Genomic DNA, 16,736 nt, shown 5'->3' with positions numbered 1-16,736 from the left:
CCGGCAATATTAAAACTGGGGTTCTAAAACCGACTCTTCCCTCGCAACCTGTTCAACGGATGGCGGCAAGAGCTTGTACATAACAGGCGTTACAAGCCGCGAGAGCAATGTGGAGCTGATCAATCCGCCGATCAGGACCAACGCCAGCGGCGAGTAAAGCGCGCTGTATTCAATCACAAGCGGCAATAAGCCACCAATTGCGGTCATGGAAGTGAGTAATATGGGTACAAAACGAATCTCACCGGCTTCAATAATGGCCTCCTCGATTCCCATTCCCTGCGCACGCAGCTGATTGGTAAAATCCACGACCAGCAGCGAGTTTTTCACTTCTATCCCCACCAGAGCGATGAAACCAATGGTTGCCGTAAAAGAAAGCGTCTCGCCCGTCAGGAAAAGCATCGCCAGGCCGCCCACAATGCCAAGCGGGATCACCGAAAGCACGATCAGGATACTTTTGAATGTTTTAAATTCCAGGATCAGAACGCCCAGAAAGCCAAATATGGTCACCAAAATGATTAGTCCCAATCCGCCGAAGCTTTCTTCCTGGCTTTCCTTTTCGCCTGCAACCGTAAATGTCTGGCCTTTTTCAAACCTGAACTGGCTCAACTTGGCAGTGATATCCTCATTCATGCGCTGCACGTTATAACCGGGCTTCACAAAGGACGAAACCGTAACATAACGATCCTTGTCATAATGCCGGATCTGGTTCGGCGAACTTTCGAATTCGATGGTTGCTACGTTTTTCAATGGAATGTTGGCACCGGAGGCAGACGTCACATATAATTTATCAAAAACACTGTAATCCTGGATCGCCGCATTTCGCGAAACCGAGACATTGACACTGTAATTATCCGCCTTACCCACATCTTCCCGATAAGTGGCTACATTCAGCCCCGCAGCCCCTAATCTCACCGTGCGGTCAATGTCGGCTGACGAAATGCCAAGCGTTCCGGCTTTTTGCTTGTTAATATTCACTTTAAGATCGGTCGGCTGCACTTGCAAGGGATTATTGACATAAATCGTCCCTTCTGTTTTGCCAAGCATATCAGCCACCCGAAAAGCTGTTTTACGCAAGTCGTCCAGATTTTCGCCGTAAATGCGGTAAGCGAGCGGCGCCTCGATCAATGGTCCTTGTTCAAAATCCTTCACCTTGATCTCTGCACCCGGATAGCGTTCCAGCTTCTTCCTCAACCGCTCTATAACCGCCACCTTTTCTTCTGTTTCAAGCCCTTCCACCTGCACGAAGATCTCTGCAAAATTCTCACTTTCGTTTCGCTGGATCACGTTATAATAAACCCTCGGGTTGCCCTTTCCCACATTCGTTGCAAAAGAAGTTATGAGCGGTTCCTGTTTCAAAATCCCCTCCACGTAGCGTGTGACCTGGTTGGTCTTTTTCAGATTTGTGCCCTGCGGCGTTTCAATGTCGATCAGGAACATGGGCTTTTCGGATTTGGGGAACAGGCTGTTGCCGATCAAGGGAACGAGCGCCAGCGAGCCTGCGAAGATCAACCCAGCCAGTACCAATGTTGCGGCTGGCCACCGTAATGCTTTATCTAAAAGGCTTCCATAGGTGTTGTGAATGCCTTTTTTCATGCCGCGCAGCAAAAAGTTTCCTTCCGCGCTGGCATGTTTTTTCAAAATAATGCTGGACAAGAACGGAACGATCGTGAGCGACACAAGCATGGAAGCAAAAACCGTGGTAATGACGGAAAGCGGCAGGCTCCTGATAAAATCTCCGGCTCCCTCGGGCAGGAAAACGAGCGGCAGGAACGCAAAAATCAATAGAATGGTGCATCCCACAACGGCCATTCCAATCTGCGAAGACGCCCTGACCGCAGCCTCCACCCGGCCATACCCAAGCCTCAGATAGCGTTCAATGTTCTCCACGACCACAATGCTGTCGTCCACCAAGATCCCTAGCGCTACAATCATTCCGACAATGCTCAGCTGATTAATGTTATAACCCAGCAGATTCATCATTGTAAGTCCAATGCTCAGCGAAAGCGGAATTGAGATCATGACAACCACAGAAGCGCGTGAGCCGAGCGGCAGCAATGTGAGCAAAACAAGCAGAATAGCAATGCCAAAATCTCGCGCGAAATGCGATAAACGATGGTCAACGCTTTTGGCCTGATCAAAGACCTTAACGAGCTCAATGTTGGCAGGCAATTCCTTTTCAAATCCGGCAACAACAGGCAAAACCTTGTCCTGCACGGCAATGATGTTCTCGCCTTCCTTTTGACTCACATTCACAAAACTGCACCGGAAGCCATTCAGACGTGTAATGTGTGTTTCGTCTTCATAGCCGAGCTTCACATCGGCAACGTCTTTCAGATAAACGACCTTTCCACCGGAGGCAGACACTACTGTGTTGGCAACTTCATCTATTGTGCGGTAATTGCCGCTGGTCTTAATGTTCAGCTTTTTGGTCGCCATACTGATGCTGCCGCCGGGAATGTTCACATTCTCGCTCTGCAATGCACTGATGATCTGGTTTTGCGTGAGCTTTTGCTGCGCGATTTTTTCCAGATTCAGGCTTACATTCACCTGGCGTTCGGGAAAGCCGGCGTACTCGACCTTCTTCAGGGATTTGATCTTTTCGAGCCGTTCCTTAAAATCCTTGGAATACTTTTTCAGCTGGGCATAAGAAGCATTTTCGCTGATCAATGCATACTGATAGATACTTACATCTGACGGAATCTGTTTATTGATCCGAATGTCGTTGATGTCGTCCGGCAGGCTGTTTCTCAGGCTATTGATCTCACGGACAAGCTCCTGATACTTATCGTCCGGGTCGGAGCTGTATTTGTATTGCACTTGCATCACGGCCAGTCCGTCGCGGATATCGGTGATGACGTGCTTCATATCGTCCAGCTCGTTGATCTTCTTTTCCATCGGGTCCACGACCAGCTGTTCCATATCCTTGGGACTGGCACCGGGATAGACGATCACGACCGTAAACTGAGGCGGATGAATGTCCGGGTCTTCGCTGCGCGGCATTGTAAAGAGCGAATAAACGCCCAGTGCCAGCACAGCCATGAAAATCACCAGCGTAAACTGATAATTCTTGACGGCAAATTCAGGTAATTTCATAACGTAGTGATTGGAATGTTACTGAACAATTTTAATCGCTGAACCATCTGCCAGATATGCCGAGCCTTCACGGATAATCTTCGCCCCGGCGTCAATTCCTGAAAGAATAAATGCCTTTTCTCCTTCCAGAAAAGCAATTTTGACCTGCTTTTTCAGAGCCTTCCCACCGGACGCGACAAACACAAATGCACTATCGCTCTCACCTTCGATCAAAGCGTCCACCGGAACCGAGATCATTTCCGTTTTTTGTTTTGGATAGATGCTAACCTTGGCAAAAAGGCCATTAGCAAGCTTGGCTGGCTGCTTATTAAGCCGTATTTCTGCCTGATATAAGCCGGAACCGGCATCGCTGCCCTGTGAAAGGCTTGCTATGCTTCCTGAAAATGTCTGCGGATAAGCGTCAAAAACGATGTCCGCTTTTTCGCCTCCCTTCAACTTCGTCCAATCTTTATCGGTTAACCCGCATTTGATCACCCAATCCTTGTTGCTTGTGCTGCTGATGAACAGGACTGGCGCGCCGCCCTCCACCAACTCGCCTGCATTCTTCAATTTTTGAATCACTACACCATCCGTAGTCGCAAATATTTTAGCTTGTGAGAGGTTAAAACGCACGATTTCCAGTTGTTTCTCAGCCACATTCAATGCGGTAAGGCTGTTTTCCAGCTGCTCTTTTGTATTTACACTGTCGCGATACAGATTTTGGGTACGTTGTGCATCACGTTTTGTTTTCAGGAAATTCTCCTCCGCCTGGGCCATTTGTGCCGCAAATTCCGTCGCATTTAATGTTGCCAAAAGTTGCCCTTTGCGCACCCTATCCCCTTCTTTTACCAAAACTTCCCTGATAATTCCCCCAACTTTGAAGGAAAGATTTGCTTCGTTTTCGGATCCCAGCAAACCGGAGGTTTCCACAGGCTGTGACTGCGTTAACGCTGCTGAACTGATGATTTTGACGGGAATGGTCGAGTCAGTTTGCTCGGCTTTACGCTCTTCTTTGCAGGCAGTCATCGTCGCAGCGAGCATAAGCAGTATAATGCTTGTTTTTAATGTGTTTTTCATGGCATGTTTAGTTTGAAACTGGATAACTGGCCTGCGCACGCTCCAATTCAGCCGAGCGCGTTTGCATAATCATATAAGAAATACTTTGCTGCAACTGATCGCTTACCAGCCGGTTTTGCGCGTCAAGCAGCTCAATGTGAAGCAATTGCCCTTCGCGGTAAAGCTTCTGCTGGTCCTGATAATATTGTTGTGAAAGTGCGGTCTGGCTTTTGGACGCCTGGAACATTCTGATAGCAGCATTCAATTTGTTTGAGGCCGTTTGCGATTGCAACGCCAGTTGCTGCTCAACCTGGCTGATCTGCTCGCCGGTCACTTTACTGTCCATGAATGCCTGACTGGTTCTGTATTGTACGCGGTTACCAGCAAAAACACGCCAATCCAATGTTAATCCAAAGAGGTAATAACGCGTGTCATTGTTGAAACGAAGAAAGTCACCTTGGGAACCCAGGTCTATAAACGTTGCGAGCTTGGGTAACGACGACGCCTTAGCCAGCCGACCGGAAAGTGTGTTGACTTTGGCCAATGATTCCAGTTTCAACAATTCTTCTCTTCTGGCAAATGTATTGCCCGCTGTTGTCGGCTCAATTTGGATGGTCTCGCCCGTTTCTATTTTTGTGTCCAGGGGACTGTTTAATAGAAAATTGAAATAGGCAGCTGCGCTTTTTGATTGATATTTTGCTTCCTCCACTCTTGCTTCGAGGCCAATCAATTCGTTCTCTGATCTGCTTACCACTGTGCGGATCGCCTTGTCGTTACTCACCAGCACACGGTTGAAGCGCAGATTTTCCCGGGCCAGGCTCACGGCGCTTTCCAGGATCCGGATGGCCTCTTCCGATTGCAGATAAGCATAGTAAGCCACCTTGATTTCTTTAACCAATTCACGCTTATATACATCGTAATCAGCTTCTTGTAAGTTTATCTGCTCTTTCCTGATCTTCGTACTAATCCCTATTTCCGGATTATAAAGCGGCAGCGAAGTCCTGAATTTGGCATCGTAATAATTGTTGGGATTAAATGTCTGGTTCACGTTCTCCACCTGCGGAAAAGCCGTTGAATTGGTGAGCTGGTTTAACGACGAATAAACCGGGTTCAGCAAATCCCCGATCGGAATGCTGATCTTTCTCCCTCCTCTGGAATCCAAATAAGATGTATTGAGATTCACCTCGGGCAAGAAATAGCTTTTGGCCTCTTTCAATGCGTAAAAGCTCTTTTGGAGCAAAAAATCCTGCTGGCGTAATCCCTGATTGCTCTTTAATCCCTGGCTGATGTATGCATCCAGAATGCGGTCCTGCGCAAAAAGCGGTTTTGAAAAACTGATCAGGACAACCACAAGAAGCAGATTCCGTCGCAGGCGATCGGGCCAATTACGTGATCGTAAATGACGTTTATTTAGTAAACAGTGTTCATTCATGGCTAAATTTTTTTAAACTCTCAGATTTTCCAAAAAAAAGTTGACGGAACTCTCCATCATTGTCAGCATTACATCGTCAGGCATTTCCATTACGGATAATCTTTCACGCACATATAAAGAAACCAGTCCGTGGCCAAATGACCATACGGAAATCGCAAGGACGTATTTGTCCACCGGCTTGATCAGGTTCGCCTCGAGGCAGGCAGCGATCGTATCCAGCACGTATTCAAAGGCACATTCACCGGCATCCCATTTCTCCACGGATTTGATTTGTGAGAGCGGCGCCCGCATAATGAACATCAGGTCATAGTAGTCGGGGTTGTCCATCGCAAATTTCACATAGGTTTTACAAACGGCGATCAATCTGTCGAATGGATTTTCAATCGAATCGTGCTTGCGAAACTGCTTATCGAGAATAGCGAAGGCATTTTCGTGGATGACATAAAAAATTTCATCCTTGTCTTTAAAATAGAGATAAATGGTTGCCGGGCTGTATTCAATATCTTCCGCAATAGTCCGGATCGACGTTTTGTCATAACCCTGCTTTAAAAACAGCTGTGTGGCCGAATCAATGATCAGATTGCGCATGTCCTGCCTCTCCCGCTCTTTTCGCTCTTTGATCGCCATGTTTAAGTGTTTTCGTCGTAAATATAATAAACAGTGTTTAGTAAAAACATTTTATGCAGAAAAAATATTTTTCAGACTCGAAAACCTGCTGACATACGGCTGTCATACGCCCCTGTTTCCTTTGTATTGTTCAAACAAAAAATCACTAAAAACCTTTGACAATGGAAACTAACAACATCGCAAACGAAGCAACTTTTTCTCCATCCCTGTTAAATGCTGACGCATTGCTCGTGCACTGGCAGGGACATCGCCGATTGACACGCAAGACCATTGAAGCTTTTCCCGAAGAACATTTTTACACCTTTTCGATTGGTGGCATGCGCACTTTTGCGCAGTTGTCTATGGAAATTATCGGGCTTACTGCGCCTGGCATTCGCGGCATTGCGTTTGGCGACTGGACTTTTGGTGAGCCTGCACTCGATTATTCTACTCCTGCGCCGCCGACGAAGCCGGAAGTGCTAAACCTCTGGGACCTGGTTACTGAGTACATTGAAACATTGTGGCCGCAAATCTCCGCCGACCGCTTTCAGGAAACCGAAGCTGCCTTCGGCATGTATCCAAACACGATCCTGAATACAATTTTATACCTTATTGATAATGAAATACATCACCGTGCACAAGGATATGTGTACCTGCGCGCGCTGGGTGTAGAGCCACCAGCATTTTGGGAGCGTTAAAATATTAGTCTGTTAGCCATGAAATCGAACAGTGCTGCATTCACGTGATGCAGCGCTGTTTTTGTTGGAACGGTTTTGGTAAGGGTCTGAATAAGGCTACATTTATCATTCAATTTATCCAACACTATATGAAGATTCTGACCGTATCCATCATTGCCGCACTCATTTTCACAGAGGCAGTCTTTGTTCAATCACACGCACAGAAAATCGGTTCCCGGCCTGCACCTACGGGCAAAATTCCAAGCTCAGGAACTGGGCAGTCTGCCCGGCCGTACGGTGAATATCAGCCTAAACCCACAGGACAAATTCAGGGCGCCACCCAGGCAGCTGACCCGGGGGCAGTGAGCGATCCGGTTCCAGTTGTGCAGCAAGGACAAGTGCCTAAAGTAAATACATCACAGGATCCGATAACAATGCCCGAAAGATACTTACCTGCGGCAACTCAGCCCGTAGAACAAGTAACTGAAGTGGAACAGACTACAACACAGACACCGCAGCAGACAGGCGCAGCAACACAAACGCAGACGACCACACAGACGCAAAGCGGCACAACCGCAACTCCGACAACACCGGTTACGCAGCCTGCAGCCTCCACAACAACAACTACTACTAACAGAACGACGACAGTCCCTGCAACCAGGCAAAATGTTCCTCAGACACAACCGGTGCAACAGACGCAGCCTGTGCGGCAAACAGCACCTGTGCAAACCGTTCCCTGAGAGGCTAGCTACCACACTTTGCATGCAAAGTATGGCACAATTGCACCCGTAAGTTGTCCTGTAACACCACCTTGCGTGATGGTTTGATGTAGTAATTTTGTATTGTCGGAGATGAATCTGCTTCATATTTGACACATCAACTTACTATTAGCCATGAAAACGTTTTATTCCATTTTAGCTAATTCCCTTGCCGCGACCCTGACGAACACATTCGTTTGGTTCGCGGTAACTTTTTGGGTATATCTCGAAACCAAATCCGTCATAGCCACCTCGGTTATGGCTGGGATATACTTTGCAACTGTTGCTTTGTCCGGCTTCTTTCTCGGCTCTATTGTAGACCGTTACAAGAAAAAGACATCCATGATGCTTTCCGGGATTATCACGCTTGTCCTGTATCTGGCCGCGCTCATCACCTACATCATCACACCCGAAGCCGATTTCAAGAACCCGGCTAACATTGCTTTGTGGATACTCATCGTCTTTTGCCTTATGGGCGCACTGGTGGGAAATATCAGGGCAATCGCCATTTCAACGGTGGTTACGATTTTGATTGAAGAAGACAAGCGGGACAAGGCAAACGGGCTGGTAGGAACCGTCAACGGTGTTTCGTTCCTTGTCGCTTCTATTTTCAGCGGACTTGTGATCGGTTTCCTGGGTATGACCTGGATGCTGGCTCTGGCCGTGGGGTTGACGGTTGTGGTGTTGCTGCATTTGATCACGATCGATATTCCGGAAAAGGAAGTTGTACAAACCGGCACGCATATGGAGAACATTGACATCAAAGGGACTATTGCGGTGGTTGGGCTTGTGCCGGGTCTTTTTGGCCTTATTTTTTTCAACACATTCAATAATTTCCTGGGCGGCGTATTCATGTCGTTGATGGACGCTTATGGACTTTCACTTGTTACTGTGCAGGTGTGGGGCATTTTGTGGGGCGTATTGAGCCTTGGGTTTATTGTTGGCGGATTGGTTGTTGCCAAAAAAGGACTTGGAAAGCAACCATTGAAAACGCTTTTCGTGTCCAACATCATTATGTGGACGATCTGTATTTTCTTCACCATCCAGGCATCCATAGTGCTTCTGGGAGTCGGTATGTTCATTTACCTCTGCCTCATTCCCGTCGTTGAAGCAACTGAACAGACGATCCTGCAAAAGGTTATTCCCCACGAAAGACAAGGCCGCGTGTTTGGCTTTGCCCAAAGCATTGAGCAAGCTGCATCGCCCATTACGGCATTTATGATAGGTCCGATTGCCAAATTCATTTTTATTCCATTTATGACAACAGGCGCTGGCGTGGAACTGATCGGCCCATGGTTCGGAACGGGAACAGCACGCGGACTGGCGCTTTTATTTACATTCACAGGAATCATTGGTCTCATAGTAACATTGATCGCTATGCAGTCAAAAGCATATCAAAAGCTCTCCCGGATCTACAAAAAACCGGACCCTGCTTTTACAGAAGCCGACGCCATTGCTGCGGAAGGGGATATTTAATCATCAACAAAAACCAACCATTATGTTCAAAGAAACGAAAGCATTCAGTGGATTTTCGGTGGATAATCTGCAAAAAGCCAGAGAATTTTACGGAGACATCCTTAAAATAGATATCTCTGAAATGAAGGAAATGGGTTTGCTGCAACTGCACATCGCAGGAAGCAACGACCTCATCATTTATGAAAAGCCAAATCATACACCTGCTACATTCACGGTACTCAACTTCCCCGTTCCCGACATTGACCAGGCCGTAAAGGACCTTAAAGCATTGGGCGTTGCATTCGAAAGTTATGATTTCCCTGAATTGAAAACCGATGGAAACAACATTTCGCGTGGAAATCCGTCCGTTGCGTGGTTTACCGACCCGGCCGGGAACATTCTTTCCGTGATTCAGGAGTAACTTATTCAAATATCAGGTCCTTTTCATGCCGGCTGCAAGAGCCGGTGTGAGATGTAATGCATTCTAAATCAAACTTCAACCATCATCATGGCAACAGCAAGCGAAAGCAAAATATACGAACTGATCGAACTGTATGATATGCAAACCACATTCTTCAAAAGCGCACTGGATGGCATCTCGGACGGAGATCGCCACAACCGCCTTAATTCCAAAGCCAACCACATTGCATGGCTGGCTGGAAGCGCCGTTGAGCAGCGGTTCGAAATGGCCAGACAATTCGGTCACGACGAAAAACAACACGGTCATGATCTTTTCTCAGACAACAAAGGCATTCAGGAAGGGGCGACTTATCCTACGCTGGAAACTTACCGCCAGGACTGGGACCGCATTTCGCCCGTATTGCGCGACGCCCTTGTGAACGCAACGGACGCGCAGCTTGCCGTGAAGATTCAAATGGGTCCGGATGTTGCGTACACCGTAAAGGAAATGATCGCGTTCAGCTCTTATCGCGAGGCGAATATCATCGGACAAATCGCATTATGGCGCAGATTGCTGGGGTATGATGGAATGAAATATATGTAAAGGATTATGCGCTGATCTGGCTTTTGTTATACTTATTTCTGTATTCATTGGGCGACAGACCGGTAATTTTCTTGAACGTGCTGCGAAATGCTTTGGTATCCGTGTATCCGACCTCGTACATAAGTTCTGTCACATTTTTCCGGCTTACCTCGAAACTCTTCTTAGCAGCCTCAATTTTCACCCGCTGAATGTATTCCACAACAGAATTGGAAGTGGCCTTCTTGAATCTGCGTTCGAAACTCCGGGCGCCCGATCGCAAACATTTCCGAAAGCTGATCCACCGTAATCTTATCCTGAAAACTTCTTTCTATGAATTCCTGCGCCTTTCTTACTTCCTCATCTTCGTGCTCCTTCTGGCCCGTGAACATAATAAAAGGCGATTGTGTGTTGCGGTCGATTTCAATCATGAAAAATTTCGTCGTGTAAATGGCCATCTGGCGGTCAATGTATTTTTCGACCAGATAAACCAGCAGATTCCAGAAAGTATTCGCACCGCCACTGGTATACACGCCGTTTTCGTCTGTAATGATGCGATTGTCCATTAAATTCACTTCCGGGAACATGTTCTTAAAATCAGGAGCTGACATCCAGTGCGTTGTACAGCTTTTGCCGTTCAACATGCCGGTGGCCGCCAGGAGAAATGCACCTACGCACAAGCTCGCGACTTCCGCGCCTTTCTCGTGCTGTTCGATGATCCAGGGGAAAAAGCTTTTATTCATTTCAATAACGCTGTCCCGGTCACCATTAACGGCCGGAATGATAACCAGGTCCGTCTTTTTCAGATCCTGGATCGTCACATCCGGCACAACCGTAAAAACTCCGCTATATTTCTGAGGATCAGCGGTCATACCCACCAGCTGCACATCAAAAGCAGGAGCCCTGCCCATTGCCGCCAGGAAGTCATTGACAAACAAAAAAAATTTGAAAGGCCCCTCGATAGTCCCAAGCGCCGCATCGCCTCTTGGAACAAGAACTGATATATGCTTCATAGTTCAAAAATAAGTAAATAGACCATCGCATTCAAGATGTATTCATCCTCGTGTCAGTAGTCTAGCCATTAAAGCAACTTATGGTATTATCTTAATCATCAAACCCATTTTCAATGCCAACTATCATTTACGACGACAAGCAGAAAAAGGCCATCAACCTCGATAACGTTGACACGATCAAGCTGGACCGCAGCGGCGCCGGGTTTCATATTGTATTTCAAAAACAGATCACAGTCAAAGACAGCTATATGTCCACGACCCTCGACAGATGGGTTTACAGCAGCGAAGATGAGCGTGACAAAGTGTTCCGCACAATTATAGATAGTTACGGATATCGGGTAGGTGGCTGGATGTAATACAACCCCGCCACCCGCTTTTCTGTCGCATTCTACCCCCAAAGTTGACATATTCGCCCCCCAGGCGTCTCCCAAAAGACTTGTAGGTTTGTAACATCCAATTGCATTTTGGCAACCTAACCTATCATCTGATGAAAATCGTCCTTACAATTCTTGCAGTTATTGCCTGTATCATTGTCGTTTTGCTGATCGTGGCGGTTTTCGTCAAAAAAGAATATGAGGTAAAACGTGAAATCACGATTAACAGACCCAGAGCAACAGTCTTTGACTACATCAAATTCTTAAAAAATCAGGACCATTACAGCAAGTGGGTGATGGCTGATCCAACCATGAAGAAAACCTTCTCAGGAATCGACGGAACAGTCGGCTTTAAATACGCGTGGGACAGCAAGGATAAAAATGTAGGACAGGGTGAGCAGGAGATTACCGACATGAAAGAAGGTGAGAAGTTAAACATTGAAGTACGTTTTATCCGTCCTTTTGAAGGAGTCGGGATCGCTGAAATGACGACTACCACTGCTGGAAATGACCAGACGCGTATGACCTGGGGAATGAGGGGCGTCAGTAAATATCCAATGAACATTACCAACCTTTTCATTGACGGAATATTGGGTAAGGATCTGGAAGCCAGTCTGTCCAACCTCAAACGCAATCTTGAAAAATAATATTAACAGTTCATCAATCAACATAATAAACGACAGAAACCATGGAAACGAAGCTGATTAAGAAATCAATCGCTATTCTGGCGCCGAAAGAGAACGTTTGGGAAACCATTATTTCAAATGACAAAAACAAAATCTGGTTCAATGCATTCAGCGAAGGAACGCAGGCGGAAACGGATTGGCAAATTGGCAGCAAAGCCGTTTTTACAGATGATTCTAAAAATGGCATTATAGGCAAAATTGCGGTTAAAAAACCGGCAGAAGAACTGATTATTGAATATACGGGTGTTCTAAACAACGGCGTAGAAAGCTACGACAACGAAGAAGCGCAAAGCGTAAAAGGTTTTGAAGAAATATACCGGCTTCACGAAGAAAACGGCGCAACGCAGCTGGATGTACAGTGCGATATGGGAATTGAATATTATGAAATGATGTCTGATGCCTGGGATCATGCACTTTTGATCATGAAGGAACTGGCCGAAACGTCCATCAGCCCGAGTGCCCTGATAGACCAGCTTGATAGTACAACCCAGAACTTCCTGGAAGCAATCAACGCATTTGATGAAGAGGAAATCAACGAAGTTCCATTCGAAGGAAGCTGGACAGCCGGGCAGGTGGTTGAGCATATTCTCAAATCAGAGAGTGGGCTGCCGGATATGCTCCTGGGCGATTCTTCCGGCACCAAAAGGCCCGTAGATGCCAACATTGCTGAAATCGAGCAGATCTTCCTGGACTTTTCAACCAAATTAAAAGCGCCCCATTTCAATATCCCGTCCAACGGACCACATAACAAAGCGGAACTTATCGCTGCGTTTACAAAAGAGCGGGAAGAAAACAGGAAGGTGGCGGCAGGGCATGACCTGACCTTAACGGCCACCGCGTTTGCATTCCCCGGCATGGGCGAACTGACGCGCTGGGAATGGCTTAACTTCGTAGTTTGCCACTCTAAGCGACACATTAACCAATTGAAAAATATTCGTAAAAAACTAAGCGAAAAGGTAGCTGGATAAAACTTCAAAGATTAATAACTTGCGCACTCTAAATTTTCAAAAGAGTGTTATCAATATGTTCCGAAAAATAATCCCTGCCCTGCTTTTCGTTTTTGCAAGCAGTTTTGCCTTTTCTCAGTCTACGTTGCTGGACAAGAAAATTGCGCCATTTCAGATAAAGCTCGTCAACGGACAGCAGTACACTTCGTCGCAACTGGCAGCCGGGCCAGTGGTTTTAATTTACTTCTCGCCCGATTGCGAGCATTGTCAGAATTTCACAAAAGACATGCTCAAAAATTACAGTGTGATCGCTAACAAGCAGGTTGTGATGGTAACTTTCCAGTCGATGGAAATGCTGAAACCCTTTGCTAGTCTGTATAAATTGAGCACCTATCCCAACATTAAAGTAGGGACAGAGGGTTACTCCTACACAGTTCAGCGCTATTACGGGATCAAATCTTTCCCTTACATTGCGATCTACAACAAAGCGGGAAAGCTGGTGAACACATTTGAAGGCGAGCAACCCCATCAGACAATTTTCAATGCATTAAAAAAAATCTGACAGTTGCGCTTTTTCCGTTTAACTTAACATTAAACACTGAACCGGCTCCCGGAAACGGGGACCGGTTATTTTTTTAATCACTATCACAGTGGGTAATCTTGCTAAAACGCCGTCTTTATTCAGGAAAGCAGCATGTGCTTCGGACGAAATAAATTCAGTATGAAAAAGGATTACCAAATCACCTGGCACAATGCATGTTGCCTGGTAACACTCATGTTCCTTATGCCCTTTGTGGGCGCATATGCGCAGCAAGCCAATGTGAACCTCGACTGGAATCCACAAAAGAATACAGAAAAACTGAACCCTTACGGCGGCAATGTAATTTCCCCCGAAGTGGCAGACGACCATACCATTACATTTCGCGTAAAAGCACCGGATGCGCACAAAGTGGAGCTGACGGGCGGGCCCATTCTGCTTGCTTTGAATACAAAAGATCCCATTCCGTTCGTGAAGGGTGCCGACAGCACCTGGATGCTGAAAGTTGGGCCCGTAAAGCCCAATATTTACGTTTACCGACTGCTGATCGACGGCGTTCCGGTTGCCGATCCCAACAATACATTTACAGGCACATCCAATCAGCCTGGTTACAGCAATGTAATCGTCCATGATAGCGGCCCTGCTTATTATGATGCCAAAAATGTTCCTCATGGCAGCATTACACGCCACATTTACCATTCCGATGTCCTGAAAGGCGAGCGGGAAATGTATGTATACACGCCCCCGGGCTACGATCCAAGGAAAAAATACCCTGTCCTTTATTTAATGGGCGGCAGCGGCGAACTTGCGTCCGGCTGGATGTTCGACGGCCGTGCCAATTTCATTGCGGACAATTTGCTTTCGGAGGGAAAAATTATGCCTATGATCATTGCTATGCCTAATAATCAGGTAATTCACCGCAGCGATCCGAAACATCTCGAAAAAACATATGTGCTTTTTGAAGAAGAATTAAGAAAGCATATCGTTCCCTATGTTGACAAAGCTTACAGCACCATTGCCGACCGGAAATCGCGGGCTATTTCGGGCTTATCCATGGGTGGCCGTCACACGGAGGCAGTGGGTTTCAATGCTTTGGATTTGTTCAGTTCGTTTGGTATTCTGAGTGCGGGCGATCTGGACCCTGAAAAATTGAACCCTACGTTTTTCAATGACCCGAAAGTGAAAGAAAAGGTGGACTATTTGCTGGTGGGCTTGGGCAGCGGTGAGCTCGATTTCGTTGGAAAACGCTCGGAAGCAACGCATAAGGCGTTGGAGAAACAGGGAATCAAACACGATTACTACATTGGCGGCGACGGTGCGCATGATTGGGGAACATGGCGGATGTTGCTACACGACAAGCTGCTGCCCAATCTTTGGCAAAAAACACCTTCTAAAACAAAATAAAGCGTCCTGACTTTTATAATTAATATGTCATATTTCAATATAGATTCCGAAAAGCAGCAGACTTTTGATGCCATTGTAGTGGGCACCGGCATTAGTGGCGGATGGGCTGCCAAGGAACTCACGGAGAGAGGTTTAAAGACATTAATCCTGGAACGCGGCAGGGATGTAAAACACATTGTGGACTACCCTACCGCTCATATGCAGCCCTGGGAATTTGAACATCGCGGTCAGCCTTCGTTGGCGATCCGGGAGGCGAATCCTATGGCAAGCAAGCATTACATTTTCAAGGAAGACGCCATGCATTTCGTGGTGAAAGACGCGGACCATCCGTATGTTCAGGACAAACCGTTTGACTGGATGCGTGGTTATCAGGTCGGTGGCAGGTCACTTTTATGGGCGAGACAAACGCAACGCTGGTCGGATTTTGACTTTGAGGGCCCTGCCCGCGATGGTTTTGGCATTGACTGGCCGATCCGTTATGCGGACATGGCACCCTGGTACAGTTACGTGGAGAAGTTTGCGGGGATTTCGGGAAATAAAGATGGGTTGCCTCAATTGCCTGACGGTGAATTTCTTAAACCACATGAAATGTCTTGCGTTGAAAAGCATTTCAGCGACCTCACAGCAAAAAATTACAACAATACGCGCCCGATCATTATCGGTCGCGTTGCGCATATCAGCGATCCGCAGCCTATTCACACGGAGCAGGGACGCGCTAAGTGCCAGCACAGGACCATGTGTCAGCGTGGCTGTCCGTTTGGCGGATATTTCAGTTCCAATTCATCCACATTACCCTGGGCAGAAAAAACCGGAAACCTCACATTGCAGCCACATTCCGTTGTGCATTCCATTATTTATGATGAGAAAAAAAAGCGCGCGACCGGCGTTCGCGTGGTAGATGCGCTGACCAGGGAAATGAAGGAATATTATGCCAAAATCATTTTCGTCAATGCGTCGGCGATTAACTCCAATCTCATTTTACTCAATTCAACTTCCAGCCGTTTCCCGAATGGACTCGGCAATGACAACGGATTAATGGGTAAGTTCATTGGCTTTCACAATTACAGAGGCCGTGTGAGTGCAGAATTCGACGGTTACCACGATCGCACCGTTGAAGGCAGAAGACCCAATGGCGCCTACATTCCCCGTTTCAGAAATGTTTTCAAGCAGGAAACCGATTTTTTAAGGGGTTATGCGACTTCTTTTTCCGCATCCAAAATGGGTAACCCCACAAACGATCTGGGCGACTCGTTAAAAGAAAGCCTTTTCAAACCGGATAGCAGCGGATGGAGCCTGGGTGCACAAATGATGGGTGAAACTTTGCCTAAGGAAACAAATTTTGTGAGCCTTCACAAAACACTGAAAGACGACTGGGGCATTCCGCAACTGCGTATGCATGTGGAATTTGATGATAACGATATGAAAATGGTAAAGGATTTTTACACCGAACTCAGCGAAATGCTCTCCAAATCGGGTTTCTCAAACATTAAAACTTCGGACACAAAACGCAATCCTGGCAGCGAAAACCACGAAATGGGCGGCGTAAGGATGGGGACCGATCCGAAAACTTCCCTGCTCAATAAATGGAACCAGATGCACGCCTGCCCCAATGTGATCGTGACCGACGGCGCTTGCATGACGTCCACTTCCACGCAAAATCCATCGCTGACTTACATGGCTTTAACGGCAAGAGCTGTTGACCATGCGGTGAGCGAAATGAAAAAGGGAAATATTTGATG

At 46.9% G+C, this 16,736-nt stretch carries 17 protein-coding genes; 11 read left to right on the top strand and 6 right to left on the bottom strand.

The features are described from left to right. Positions 1-9: 9 nt before the first annotated feature. The 4 genes from MUK70_RS07075 to MUK70_RS07060 are packed head-to-tail and all read right to left on the bottom strand — an operon-like array spanning position 10 to position 6,187. On the bottom strand, positions 10-3,093 hold the full coding sequence (locus MUK70_RS07075; RefSeq protein WP_234656122.1) for an efflux RND transporter permease subunit: 3,084 nt from the start codon (positions 3,091-3,093) through the stop codon (positions 10-12). Positions 3,094-3,111: 18 nt separating this feature from the next. Next, entirely contained in the window at positions 3,112-4,149 is a 1,038-nt protein-coding gene (locus MUK70_RS07070; RefSeq protein WP_234656123.1) for an efflux RND transporter periplasmic adaptor subunit, read from the bottom strand. A gap of 7 nt (positions 4,150-4,156) precedes the next feature. Next, positions 4,157-5,560, bottom strand: a complete 1,404-nt coding sequence (locus tag MUK70_RS07065) for a TolC family protein (RefSeq protein ID WP_234656124.1) — start codon at positions 5,558-5,560, stop codon at positions 4,157-4,159. A gap of 12 nt (positions 5,561-5,572) precedes the next feature. Next, on the bottom strand, positions 5,573-6,187 hold the full coding sequence (locus MUK70_RS07060; RefSeq protein ID WP_234604866.1) for a TetR/AcrR family transcriptional regulator: 615 nt from the start codon (positions 6,185-6,187) through the stop codon (positions 5,573-5,575). A gap of 161 nt (positions 6,188-6,348) precedes the next feature. Between MUK70_RS07060 and MUK70_RS07055 the strand changes: the two genes are divergently transcribed. The 5 genes from MUK70_RS07055 (at position 6,349) to MUK70_RS07035 (ending at position 10,059) form a co-directional block, all read left to right on the top strand. After that, positions 6,349-6,864 carry a DinB family protein gene (locus MUK70_RS07055; protein WP_234656125.1) on the top strand — a complete coding sequence of 172 codons (516 nt, stop codon included), beginning with the start codon at positions 6,349-6,351 and terminating at the stop codon, positions 6,862-6,864. 128 nt (positions 6,865-6,992) lie between these two features. After that, positions 6,993-7,583 (top strand): hypothetical protein, encoded by a 591-nt coding sequence (locus MUK70_RS07050; RefSeq protein WP_234656126.1) that lies wholly within the window; start codon positions 6,993-6,995, stop codon positions 7,581-7,583. 153 nt (positions 7,584-7,736) lie between these two features. Continuing rightward, a complete protein-coding gene (locus MUK70_RS07045) occupies positions 7,737-9,077 on the top strand; it encodes an MFS transporter (RefSeq protein WP_234656127.1) in 1,341 nt (446 codons plus the stop codon). 22 nt (positions 9,078-9,099) lie between these two features. Next, on the top strand, positions 9,100-9,477 hold the full coding sequence (locus MUK70_RS07040) for a VOC family protein (RefSeq protein WP_234656128.1): 378 nt from the start codon (positions 9,100-9,102) through the stop codon (positions 9,475-9,477). Between the two features lie 87 nt (positions 9,478-9,564). Next, positions 9,565-10,059 (top strand): DinB family protein, encoded by a 495-nt coding sequence (locus MUK70_RS07035; RefSeq protein ID WP_234656129.1) that lies wholly within the window; start codon positions 9,565-9,567, stop codon positions 10,057-10,059. A 4-nt stretch (positions 10,060-10,063) separates the two neighbouring features. On the opposite strand, the gene MUK70_RS30960 is transcribed toward MUK70_RS07035, so the two are convergent. Together MUK70_RS30960 and MUK70_RS07030 are read right to left on the bottom strand one after the other, a co-directional pair. Further along, positions 10,064-10,258, bottom strand: a complete 195-nt coding sequence (locus MUK70_RS30960) for a helix-turn-helix domain-containing protein (protein WP_310590038.1) — start codon at positions 10,256-10,258, stop codon at positions 10,064-10,066. Further along, a complete protein-coding gene (locus MUK70_RS07030; protein ID WP_310590037.1) occupies positions 10,230-11,048 on the bottom strand; it encodes a GlxA family transcriptional regulator in 819 nt (272 codons plus the stop codon). The genes MUK70_RS30960 and MUK70_RS07030 overlap by 29 nt, the downstream gene beginning before the upstream one ends. Before the next feature lie 113 nt (positions 11,049-11,161). Between MUK70_RS07030 and MUK70_RS07025 the strand changes: the two genes are divergently transcribed. The 6 genes from MUK70_RS07025 to MUK70_RS07000 all read left to right on the top strand — a co-directional run bounded on the left by MUK70_RS07025 (position 11,162) and on the right by MUK70_RS07000 (position 16,734). Next, a complete protein-coding gene (locus MUK70_RS07025) occupies positions 11,162-11,404 on the top strand; it encodes a hypothetical protein (RefSeq protein WP_234656131.1) in 243 nt (80 codons plus the stop codon). Between the two features lie 131 nt (positions 11,405-11,535). Further along, positions 11,536-12,069 (top strand): SRPBCC family protein, encoded by a 534-nt coding sequence (locus tag MUK70_RS07020; RefSeq protein ID WP_234604857.1) that lies wholly within the window; start codon positions 11,536-11,538, stop codon positions 12,067-12,069. A gap of 41 nt (positions 12,070-12,110) precedes the next feature. After that, positions 12,111-13,076 (top strand): DinB family protein, encoded by a 966-nt coding sequence (locus MUK70_RS07015; protein WP_234656132.1) that lies wholly within the window; start codon positions 12,111-12,113, stop codon positions 13,074-13,076. Positions 13,077-13,131: 55 nt separating this feature from the next. Further along, positions 13,132-13,617 (top strand): TlpA family protein disulfide reductase, encoded by a 486-nt coding sequence (locus tag MUK70_RS07010; protein WP_234604848.1) that lies wholly within the window; start codon positions 13,132-13,134, stop codon positions 13,615-13,617. A gap of 159 nt (positions 13,618-13,776) precedes the next feature. Then, complete coding sequence (locus tag MUK70_RS07005) at positions 13,777-14,997, top strand: alpha/beta hydrolase (protein WP_234656133.1); 1,221 nt, start codon at positions 13,777-13,779, stop codon at positions 14,995-14,997. 24 nt (positions 14,998-15,021) lie between these two features. After that, on the top strand, positions 15,022-16,734 hold the full coding sequence (locus MUK70_RS07000; RefSeq protein ID WP_234656134.1) for a GMC oxidoreductase: 1,713 nt from the start codon (positions 15,022-15,024) through the stop codon (positions 16,732-16,734). Positions 16,735-16,736 lie beyond the last annotated feature (2 nt).

The sequence above is a fragment of the Dyadobacter chenwenxiniae genome, assembly GCF_022869785.1.
GTDB lineage: Bacteria > Bacteroidota > Bacteroidia > Cytophagales > Spirosomataceae > Dyadobacter > Dyadobacter chenwenxiniae.
The sequence above is the reverse complement of the archived record's forward strand: the minus strand, read 5'-3'. Positions and strand labels throughout refer to the sequence as shown.

Bases quoted from the DNA above. Each gene is read 5' to 3' on its own strand.
- MUK70_RS07075 (WP_234656122.1), bottom strand. From the start codon at position 3,093: ATGAAATTACCTGAATTTGCCGTCAAGAATTATCAGTTTACGCTGGTG.
- MUK70_RS07050 (WP_234656126.1), top strand. From the start codon at position 6,993: ATGAAGATTCTGACCGTATCCATCATTGCCGCACTCATTTTCACAGAG.
- MUK70_RS07055 (WP_234656125.1), top strand. From the start codon at position 6,349: ATGGAAACTAACAACATCGCAAACGAAGCAACTTTTTCTCCATCCCTG.
- MUK70_RS07000 (WP_234656134.1), top strand. From the start codon at position 15,022: ATGTCATATTTCAATATAGATTCCGAAAAGCAGCAGACTTTTGATGCC.
- MUK70_RS07040 (WP_234656128.1), top strand. From the start codon at position 9,100: ATGTTCAAAGAAACGAAAGCATTCAGTGGATTTTCGGTGGATAATCTG.
- MUK70_RS07065 (WP_234656124.1), bottom strand. From the start codon at position 5,560: ATGAATGAACACTGTTTACTAAATAAACGTCATTTACGATCACGTAAT.
- MUK70_RS07070 (WP_234656123.1), bottom strand. From the start codon at position 4,149: ATGAAAAACACATTAAAAACAAGCATTATACTGCTTATGCTCGCTGCG.
- MUK70_RS07025 (WP_234656131.1), top strand. From the start codon at position 11,162: ATGCCAACTATCATTTACGACGACAAGCAGAAAAAGGCCATCAACCTC.
- MUK70_RS07045 (WP_234656127.1), top strand. From the start codon at position 7,737: ATGAAAACGTTTTATTCCATTTTAGCTAATTCCCTTGCCGCGACCCTG.
- MUK70_RS07005 (WP_234656133.1), top strand. From the start codon at position 13,777: ATGAAAAAGGATTACCAAATCACCTGGCACAATGCATGTTGCCTGGTA.
- MUK70_RS07035 (WP_234656129.1), top strand. From the start codon at position 9,565: ATGGCAACAGCAAGCGAAAGCAAAATATACGAACTGATCGAACTGTAT.
- MUK70_RS07030 (WP_310590037.1), bottom strand. From the start codon at position 11,048: ATGAAGCATATATCAGTTCTTGTTCCAAGAGGCGATGCGGCGCTTGGG.
- MUK70_RS07020 (WP_234604857.1), top strand. From the start codon at position 11,536: ATGAAAATCGTCCTTACAATTCTTGCAGTTATTGCCTGTATCATTGTC.
- MUK70_RS07010 (WP_234604848.1), top strand. From the start codon at position 13,132: ATGTTCCGAAAAATAATCCCTGCCCTGCTTTTCGTTTTTGCAAGCAGT.
- MUK70_RS07060 (WP_234604866.1), bottom strand. From the start codon at position 6,187: ATGGCGATCAAAGAGCGAAAAGAGCGGGAGAGGCAGGACATGCGCAAT.
- MUK70_RS07015 (WP_234656132.1), top strand. From the start codon at position 12,111: ATGGAAACGAAGCTGATTAAGAAATCAATCGCTATTCTGGCGCCGAAA.